Raw genomic sequence first — 9143 nt, forward strand, 5'->3', positions numbered from 1 at the left:
TTTCAGCGTTGACTGAAATGCTGGGAACTGCTTGAGAAACACAGGGAGCCGTGATAATTCACGGCTCCTTTTTCATTTGCAGGAACGCAGTTGATGTTGTGCAGCATGATTGCGGTCAACCGTTCGCAGCTATGTCTTTGCTAGTCCAAAGTCCCTCGTGCTCGAGTCTGGCGGGCGGGTGGCACCGTGGTCCTGTGCCCTCGGAACGGTGCGGCTGAATGGCTCAGTCCGCAACCGATATTGCTGGTTGATCTTGTGACTGCAAATCAGCACGATGCCATCCAGCCAAGTCGACCCACAATAGCCTGCTTGCGCGTCTGACAGGCAGCGTGATTCACACCCTGGAAATTCCCCATGTTGAAACTCATCCCGCTTCTGCGCTGCGCAAGATGCCTGATGCTGATATTGACGAGCATTTGCGGAATAGCTGTGGCCGAGCAGGTCCCTCATTCCGAGACAGAATCCAGTTTGAGGATTACTCCCACGCATGCATTGCCCGTTGAAATCTATCGAGGTGTTGCCAGTCAACTGATCTACGACGTTGTCAATGAAGGCACTGATCCGATCACGATCAGCTCTGTGTTTCCACGCAAGGGTGAAGGGTCGGGGCGAGCCGATCCCCAGACACTCGCTCCGGGTGGCAAGGGCCGCATCATCCTCGAATACAAGTTTCCCGAGGCGCTTGGGCGCGATCAGGTCAATTTTCTCGTCAAGGCAGGTGCTGAAAAGTCCAATGTCGGCGTAATTCGCATCCCCTATTTTGTTCAGGCAGCCTATGGACCGGAATTTGCTGTACTTGATTTCGGAACTATGCTGCCTGGGCAGAAATTACAGACAAAACTCGACTTTGATACCAGGCTGGTCAATGAGTTGAAGTTCACGAAAGTCGTTTCCAAACCTGACTGGCTTGATATTTCGTTTGTCTCACCAGAAAGTGGTTCGTCACAGGCCGTCGGTGTTGTAGCTACAACCAACAAGTTGCCCGAGTTTGGCTTGAACGTCGGTGAGGTGATCCTGGAATCGAACGTGGAGGAAGATTCGCAACTGCGAATACCGGTTATCGTTCGAGCATTCAGCAAATATACGGTGTCGCCTATCCCCGTCTCACTTGGTGGCGTCCCCGAAGGGCAAGACAGCAAGGTCAATCTGCGAGTAAATCGTGTGGGTGGAGGTGGCGTAAGGATTAAGAAAATCAATTCGGGAAGTTCAGCTCTGAAGATCGAGACCTCTGATTGCGGAAACGGCTGTGTTGATCTTGATGTCATGTTCGATTCGATGCGCGCTCGCAGAGGGCTTCGTGCCGTCATCAATGTCCAGTTCGAAGACGACGAAGTCGACCTGCAGATCCCTATAGATGCCCTGGTTGTGCCGATCGGCGTGAAAGTCACCGATCTTGGCGACCTCGACGAGGTTACGGTCAGGAGCACGACAACCATTCTGGGGGAACAGTGATGCTCAGACGGATTCTGTTGCTGACAATGGCACTCTGTACTGCAACGTCATACAGTCCTGTTGCTGCCGAAGGTACTTCGGGGCCTGTGTTGAAATGGACCAGCAAGAACGAAAAGGGGCTTTACGGATACGTGGTTTATCGATCCGATAGTGCAAGCGGGCCATTCTTGCGTATCAATTCGCGCATCGTGGCAAAGAAGCTGGAGCCCGAAGGAAATGACAAGTCGAGTCCGCTCATGAGCTACGAGTATGTAGACGAAAGCGCCGAGCGTGGAAAAACCTACTACTACTATATTGATGCCGTGGCTGACAGTGGTCGAAAGCAAAAACTGACCGATGTCGTTCGCAAAAAGGTGCCCCAGTAGTCCAGTTTGCTCCCAGGTGCTGGCATGTGATCACGGTGGCACCGTGCACCCTCGTCGCAATCTTGTTCGTCGAAAAGAGATTGGCAGCGAGGTTCCCGTCAAACGATGTCCCATCGCCAAGAGCGGGCGCAAGAAGCGCTTGGCCGACATGGTCAGCAAGCTACCAGGAACCTCCTGTCAACAAGATCGATTAACGTCACTAGCCGAACGATCTTGGCTGCCTGCCTTTCCGGCACTGGTTGGTGGATTGGCTCGAACTTGCAGGTGTCCTGCTCCGCGCTTTCGCGCGGATCGGAGCCGAGTAGCTGCTGCTGCTGGTATCGGGAGTGCTCCGAACAGCACTAGTCAGCAGCAAGGGCGGAAAGTAGTGGTGATTCCAGCCTGATCTCGCATCGTTCCGGGTTCAGAACGAAATTGGTTCGAAAGGCCGTAGAGGCTTTGGAAGAACCAAGAATAGGCAATAGTTGGACAGAGTCCGAATGTCAGATCCAGTCTCACTTTCCGGATCTTGGCAACAGGGTCGAGAGTTGCTTGTCTGCCTTGGCAACCGGGAGTAATGCCGGATTGGATCGAATTGCTTCGTCAAGGAGCGCGGCGGCTCTTTCTGTCTCGCTGTCGCTCAGGCTGATCTGGGCCAACCTGAACCGGGATTCCGCAAAATTTGGTTCATTCGGTTCAACCTTGAGCAGCCATTGCCTTGCGTCGTTGACTCGACCCTGGTCATACAGCTCCAGGCCGTACAGGGCTTCTAGCGTGAATTCTTCCCCTCCGACTGCCGCGGCCCGTTCCAGTGTATGGATCATGTCCGCTTTAAGCCCTTCCTTGCGCTGTTGAATTGCAAGGTTCTGCAACAAACGCACATCGTCGGGCTCGATCTCAAGTGCCGTGTTGATCGCGCTACGGGCTTCTTCGTCACGATTCATCGTGCTCAAGACCAGGGCTAGATTGCCCCATGCGGCGGCCCTGCGGGGCTGCAGCTTGACCGTTTCCATCCATTGTTCAGCGGCTTCCTCAAATCGTTGGCTGCGAGTCAGGGCATCGGCCAGCGCGTAGTGGGTTTCGGCTTGGCTTGGGTCGAGGACCAGGCTCGCTTTCAGACGTTCTATGGCTTCTGGAAGTCGATTCAGTTTGAGCAGGCTGATTCCTGAACGCAGGGTCGCGTAGCGATTCCTGGTGTCGGTCAATAGCACCTTGTCAAAGGCAGCCAAAGCCTCCTCCAGCCTGTTGCTTCGGAGCAGACCTTCTCCTTGTCGCAATACGGCGCGTTCCGCCAGCATGTCTCGAGGATTTGGCAAGCCCGAAGTCGGGACGCTGGCTGTCGAGGCGTTGCCCAGATAGCCGAGGCTGGCCAGTTTCTGCATCGTCGCGCTGTCCTCGATGCGAGTTGAATCGAGGAGGTCATCAGGCGAGCGCCATCGATCCAGTTCCAGAACCATGCGATCGGTGCGAACTACCTGATCCGCTGCCAGGTCATTCAGCTCGTCTGGATCATTGCCTAGGTTATAGAGCTCTGGTTCCGGGCCATCAATCACCTTCCAGGCACCATCATGTAATGCAGCCAACGGGGCCCAGCCATACGTGGTCCAGGGGTGAAACGTTTCGGAATAGGCGGGTGGCGCACTCCTGACTTCGCCGAAAAGCACCGGAGCAATGCTGACGCCGTCGATGTCGGCCAACGTTGGTTTGCCTAGCAAATCCAGGATCGTGGGCGCGATATCGATCAGCCGTGGCTGATACGCAGGCCGTGTAGGTGATATGTCGGGATGGTTGAAGATAAGGGGTGCCAGGGTCGTTGTGTCGTAAATGAACAACCCATGCTCAATCTCGCCATGCTCGCCAAAGGCTTCGCCATGGTCGGCGGTAAGGATTATCAGCGGTTTTACGTCGAGGTCTTCAAGCGCGTCGAGTAAGCGCCCCAGCTCCTGGTCGACATAGCGGACCTCGCCCATATAGTTGGAGATCGGGTCGGTTCCTTCGAACCCGGCTGGTGGCGCGTAGGGAGTATGTGGGTCGTAGAGGTGGATCCATGCAAACCAGGGCTTGCCATGCTGTTCATGGATCCAGGGAAGGGCCTTGCCGATGGTCTGGCCTGCAGGACGATCCAGCCAGCCTTCTTCGCCGGAGGTAAGTTCGTCGTCGTAGTGATCAAAGCCGCGATCCAGTCCAAACATCGCGCGCAAGACGTAGGCGCTTACGAATGCACCGGTTGAATATCCAGCCTCTCGCAACGTGCTTGCCAGCACGCCGACAGAAGCAGGCAGGATCTGGCCGTTGTCCCGAATTCCGTGACGTCCCGGATTGCGCCCACTCATGATGCTTGAATGCGCCGGAAGCGTCAGTGGCGTGGGTGATACCGCGTTGGCAAACGACACGCCGTTGTGCGCAAGTGCGTCGATAGTCGGTGTGGCATTCTCGTTCGAGATCCACCCCAGAGCATCCGGCCGCAAGGTGTCCACCGTGATGAGCAATACAGGCGTCGACTCGGGCAACTGTGGGCGGTTGTGCTGGATGAACAGGAGCGCGATGCCGGCAACTACCAGCGCCAAGCATGCCAGTGCGGCGAATAATGGGAGTGGTTTTTTGAGTAGCAAGCCAGAAAGCCTTGGAGGAAGAGGAGGAGAAGATACTCAAATTATCGGCCGGGCACGAATCGGTTTCTTCGAGCCAGCGCGTCCCTTGTATAAACTCGACGACGCCTTCGCCTAGATTGTCCAGGGTGTCACGGCGGGAAAACTCAGGAACAAGCGCGTCCAGAGAATCCCGCCAGGTTGGACGTAAATGCTTGCAGGGCTTTCATTTTCCTGCAAATCCGCTAAAATGCCCGGCTCCCTTGGCCCGACCCGGTTGTTTCCCGGCGTGCGCGCCGGAAATTTCAGCAATATCAGAGAGATATCATGGTCAAGATTCGCCTTTCACGTGGCGGCGCCAAGAAGCGCCCGTTTTATCACATCGTTGTTGCCGACCAGCGCGATGCGCGCGACGGTCGCAATATCGAGCGCGTCGGCTACTACAACCCGATTGCAGCCGGTCAGGACGTCAAGCTCCAGCTTGATACCGAACGCGTCAAGCAATGGATCGAAAAAGGTGCGCAGCTGACTGAAAAGGTCAAGGCTCTGTACAAGGCTGCGAGCAAGCAGGCTGCACAAGCGGCGTGATTGCGGCGGGTGACCGGTTGATCCTGGTTGGCAGGATCGTCGGGCTCCACGGTGTGGCGGGCGAGGTCAAACTCGAGTCCTACACCGATCCCCGCATGCAGATCTTCCGTTACGAGCCGTGGGTATTGTGTTCGGCGGCTGGTGAACAGGAGATCAGCGGCTGTCGCGGCAGGGAACAAGGCAAGGGCATGGTTGCAAGCTTGCCGGATTGTGCCGATCGGGACCGTGCTGCGGCGCTGGTTGGCAGCGAGATCAAGGTCAGGCGATCCATGTTGCCAATGCCAAGGCCTGGCGAGTACTACTGGACCGACCTCGAAGGACTCGATGTGGTCACCGTCGAAGGTGTGGCACTGGGGCGGATTTCGCATCTGCTCGCCACGGGAGCCAACGACGTCATGGTAGTGCGGGATGGCGAGCGCGAGCGGCTATTGCCTTTCGTGCTTGATGATTACGTGAAGACTGTGGATTTCGATGCAGGCCTGGTAACGGTCGATTGGGATCCGGAGTTTTAGACACCGGACTGAGCGGACACCGCGCGATGCGCATTGACGTCATCACGCTGTTTCCCGAATTCATCGATTCCTGTGCAGGAATTGGCGTGGTGGGAAGGGCGCAGGAGCGTGGGCTCCTTCAGGTAAACACCTGTAATCCACGTGATTTTGCGACCGACAACCATCGCACGGTCGATGGCCGTCCCTTTGGGGGAGGTCCCGGCATGTTGATGACGATCGCGCCGTTGCGCGATGCATTGGCGAAAGTGCGAGGGGAGTCTCCGGCCAGGGTGGTTTACATGAGCCCGCAAGGAGCAAGGCTCACGCAGGAAAAAGTCGAGGAATTCGCGCAACTGGATCGACTGATCCTGCTGTGCGGGCGCTACGAAGGTGTTGACGAGCGCGTACTGGAAAACTTGGTCGATGAAGAGATTTCCATCGGCGATTATGTCCTTTCCGGTGGTGAGCTCGCGGCAGCGGTCGTGATCGATGCAGTGGGACGGTTGCAGGAAGGTGCGTTGAATGACGCGCTATCCGCAGAGCAGGATTCCTTCACCGGAGGCCTGCTGGATTGTCCGCACTACACGCGACCGGTTGAAAGTGAATTCGGCGATGTGCCGGAAGTTTTGATGTCGGGTGATCACGCGATGATCCGGCGTTGGCGACGCAAGCAGGCTCTCGGAAGAACCTGGCTGCGGCGCCCTGATTTACTGGCACGTGTGCAGCTTGATGATGAAGCACGCACGTTGCTTGAAGAATTCCGCCAGGAATACCGGGCGGCCAAGTAATCGCAGGGCGGCTGGTGCCGAACCTGCACAACGAATCCAACGATACTGGTGATTGCCATGAACCTCCTCCAACAGTTTGAAGCAGAACAGATCAGCCGCACCCTGCCGAAGTTCGGCCCTGGCGACACCGTTGTCGTCAACGTCAAGGTCAAGGAAGGCAACCGCGAGCGTGTGCAGGCCTATGAGGGCGTGGTCATTGCCAAGAAGAATGCGGGCCTCAGCTCCGCCTTCACGGTGCGCAAGATCTCGCACGGTACGGGCGTCGAGCGCGTGTTTCAGTCGCACAGCCAGATCATCGAATCGGTCGTGGTCAAGCGTCGCGGCTCGGTGCGTGGTGCGAAGCTCTATTACCTGCGCGGTTTGCAGGGCAAGAAGGCACGCATCAAGGAAGATCTGAGCACGCCGATCGCCCCGCAGGAATAATCTGCGCGGTACAAGCAATACGTCTTGAAGCATCGAGTCGCGTCTGTGCTTCTCGTCGCAATACGGCCGCCGAAAGGCGGCCGTATTGTTTTGCGCGATGCGGAATTCGAGCGCGAACGCTTGAAAAACAGCGCGGCAACCCCCACCAGCAAGGCAGCTCAGACTTCTATTGAAGGCCCTTGCCCATGACTAACCCCACTGAAACCCGCAAGTTCGAAGCCGACGTTGCCCAGGTCCTGCACCTGGTGACGCATTCTCTCTACTCGCACAAGGACATCTTCCTGCGTGAGCTGGTCTCGAACGCCTCGGATGCCTGCGACAAGCTCCGTTTCGAATCGATAGCCAATCCGGACTGGATGGCCGATGACTCCGAACTGCGAATCGATATTTCGTTTGATGCCGATGCTCGCACGCTGAGCGTGCATGACAATGGCATTGGCATGGATCGCGATGAACTGGTTGCCAACCTCGGCACGATCGCCAGTTCCGGCACGCGTCGTTTCCTGGAGACCCTGGGAGCTGACAAGAAGGCCGACTCCCGCATGATCGGCCAGTTCGGCGTGGGCTTCTATTCCGCATTCGTGGTCGCGGATCGAGTCAGCGTAAGCAGCCGCCGTGCAGGCAGTGCCGAAGATGAAGGTGTCCGTTGGGAAAGCGACGGAAAGGGGGAGTACACACTCGAAAGCATTCCGCTGTCGCGTCGCGGGACGACGGTGACCCTGCACCTGAAAGAAGATGAAGGTGAATTCCTCGAAGACTGGAAGCTGCGTAGCCTGGTTTCGCGCTACTCCGATCACATCGGTTTCCCTATCCGCATGCCCAAGCAGGTCGAAGGCAAGCCGACCGAAGACTGGGAAGTTGTCAATTCGGCATCCGCGCTATGGACACGGCCGAAGAGTGAATTGAAGGACGAGGAGTACCAGAACTTCTACAAGTCGCTGAGTCACGACTTCAGTGACCCGCTGGCCTGGACGCACAACCGTGTCGAAGGCAATCAGAACTTCACTTCACTGCTGTACGTGCCGGCGAAGGCACCGTTCGACTTCGCGAACGGCCGCGAGGAGCGCAAGGGCCTCAAGCTGTACATCCGCCGGGTATTTATCATGGACGCCAGCGAACAATTGTTGCCGGCCTATCTTCGCTTCGTCCGCGGTGTTGTCGATTCCGACGATCTTCCTCTCAATGTCAGTCGCGAAATCCTGCAGCAGAACCGCCAGGTCGAAAGGATTCGTGGAGCTTGCACGAAGCGCACGCTTGATCTGCTGGACAAGTTGGCGGCCGATGGCTCCGACAAGTACGCGACGTTCTGGAATGCCTTCGGAAGTGTGCTCAAGGAGGGCATCGCCGAAGACGCAGGAAACCGCGAACGGATCGCCAAGCTTCTGCGCTTCGCTTCGACCCATTCGGAAGGTTCTGCGCCTACGGTGTCCCTGGACGATTACATAGGCCGTATGAAGGCTGACCAGGAGGTGATCTGGTACATCACGGCCGATTCGTATGCAGCGGCGAAAGGCAGTCCCCAGATCGAAGCACTCAGGGCACAAGGTGTCGAAGTGCTGTTGATGTCCGATCGGATCGATGAATGGATGGCCGGTTATCTGACCGAATACGCGGGCAAGAAACTGCGCCATATCGGCAAGGGCGAAATTGAACTCGATGCCGCCGCTACCGAAGCGCACAAGGCCGTGGAAGAGGCGGCATCCGCTGTAGTGGCTCGACTAAAGGAATTGCTGGGCGATCGTGTCAGTGACGTCAAGGTCAGCCGTCGCCTGACGGAATCGCCTTCCTGCCTGGTCCTTGATGAGTACGACATGGCCTTGCACCTGCGTCGCGCACTCAAGCAATCGGGGCACGAAATGCCGGACTCGGCGCCGGTGCTGGAGATCAATCCGAACCACGCATTGCTGCAGAGGCTTGAGGTCGAAACGGACGATTCGCGCGCCAATGACCTTGCCCTGCTACTGCTTGAGCAGGCCCAGGTAGCCGAAGGCGCACAACTGGATGATCCGGCCGCATTCGTGCAGCGACTCAATCGGGTGATCCTCGAGCGTAGTCAGGACGATCGGGACTCCGCAGACCGTAGCAGTTGAGTTAGCTGTTCCGCGACAGACGGCCATCTCAGGCTCCAATCTGGGTTATCTTGTGCAACGGCGCGTGTCTGAACACGCGCCGTTTCTCTTTGTTGAGCAAAGGGTTGCGATGAAAATTGAAACCAAGCTGCCAAAAGTCGGTACAACGATATTTACTGTCATGAGCCAGCTCGCCGCCAGCCACAAGGCGGTCAACCTGGGGCAGGGATTTCCGGACTTCGACGGGCCACAGGCATTGCGGGATGCCGTGACCGAAGCCATGAATTCGGGCAAGAACCAGTATGCGCCTGCCACCGGCTGGCCTGCCTTGTGCGAGCAGATTGCGCGCAAGTGCGAGACCCTCTATGCCTGCCGGGTCGATGCCGGCTCTGAGGTAACC

At 57.1% G+C, this 9143-nt stretch carries 8 protein-coding genes and 1 pseudogene; 8 read left to right on the forward strand and 1 reads right to left on the reverse strand.

All coding sequences use genetic code 11. The annotated features are described in order from the left end of the window. Positions 1-468: 468 nt before the first annotated feature. Both WBP53_RS10085 and WBP53_RS10090 read left to right on the forward strand, forming a co-directional pair. Positions 469-1452 (forward strand): hypothetical protein, encoded by a 984-nt coding sequence (locus WBP53_RS10085; protein WP_423928505.1) that lies wholly within the window; start codon positions 469-471, stop codon positions 1450-1452. Next, on the forward strand, positions 1452-1817 hold the full coding sequence (locus tag WBP53_RS10090) for a hypothetical protein (RefSeq protein WP_423928507.1): 366 nt from the start codon (positions 1452-1454) through the stop codon (positions 1815-1817). Before WBP53_RS10085 ends, WBP53_RS10090 begins: the two co-directional genes overlap by 1 nt. 494 nt (positions 1818-2311) lie before the next feature. On the opposite strand, the gene WBP53_RS10095 is transcribed toward WBP53_RS10090, so the two are convergent. Beyond that, positions 2312-4363, reverse strand: coding sequence for a sulfatase-like hydrolase/transferase (locus tag WBP53_RS10095; protein WP_423928509.1), 2052 nt, complete (start codon positions 4361-4363; stop codon positions 2312-2314). Positions 4364-4711: 348 nt separating this feature from the next. Between WBP53_RS10095 and rpsP the strand changes: the two genes are divergently transcribed. The 6 genes and pseudogenes from rpsP to WBP53_RS10125 all read left to right on the forward strand — a co-directional run. Further along, on the forward strand, positions 4712-4972 hold the full coding sequence (gene rpsP / locus WBP53_RS10100) for a 30S ribosomal protein S16 (protein WP_423928511.1): 261 nt from the start codon (positions 4712-4714) through the stop codon (positions 4970-4972). Further along, positions 4972-5484, forward strand: a complete 513-nt coding sequence (rimM, locus tag WBP53_RS10105; RefSeq protein ID WP_423928519.1) for a ribosome maturation factor RimM — start codon at positions 4972-4974, stop codon at positions 5482-5484. The genes rpsP and rimM overlap by 1 nt, the downstream gene beginning before the upstream one ends. A gap of 26 nt (positions 5485-5510) precedes the next feature. Next, positions 5511-6251 carry a tRNA (guanosine(37)-N1)-methyltransferase TrmD gene (gene trmD / locus WBP53_RS10110; RefSeq protein WP_423928513.1) on the forward strand — a complete coding sequence of 247 codons (741 nt, stop codon included), beginning with the start codon at positions 5511-5513 and terminating at the stop codon, positions 6249-6251. Positions 6252-6308: 57 nt separating this feature from the next. Then, positions 6309-6674 carry a 50S ribosomal protein L19 gene (rplS, locus tag WBP53_RS10115; protein ID WP_423928515.1) on the forward strand — a complete coding sequence of 122 codons (366 nt, stop codon included), beginning with the start codon at positions 6309-6311 and terminating at the stop codon, positions 6672-6674. Between the two features lie 185 nt (positions 6675-6859). After that, entirely contained in the window at positions 6860-8764 is a 1905-nt protein-coding gene (htpG, locus tag WBP53_RS10120; protein WP_423928517.1) for a molecular chaperone HtpG, read from the forward strand. Between the two features lie 109 nt (positions 8765-8873). Further along, a pseudogene (locus WBP53_RS10125) lies at positions 8874-9143 on the forward strand (methionine aminotransferase); the annotation flags it as partial.

Source organism: Dokdonella sp., from assembly GCF_049593775.1.
In the GTDB taxonomy this organism is placed as follows: domain Bacteria; phylum Pseudomonadota; class Gammaproteobacteria; order Xanthomonadales; family Rhodanobacteraceae; genus Dokdonella.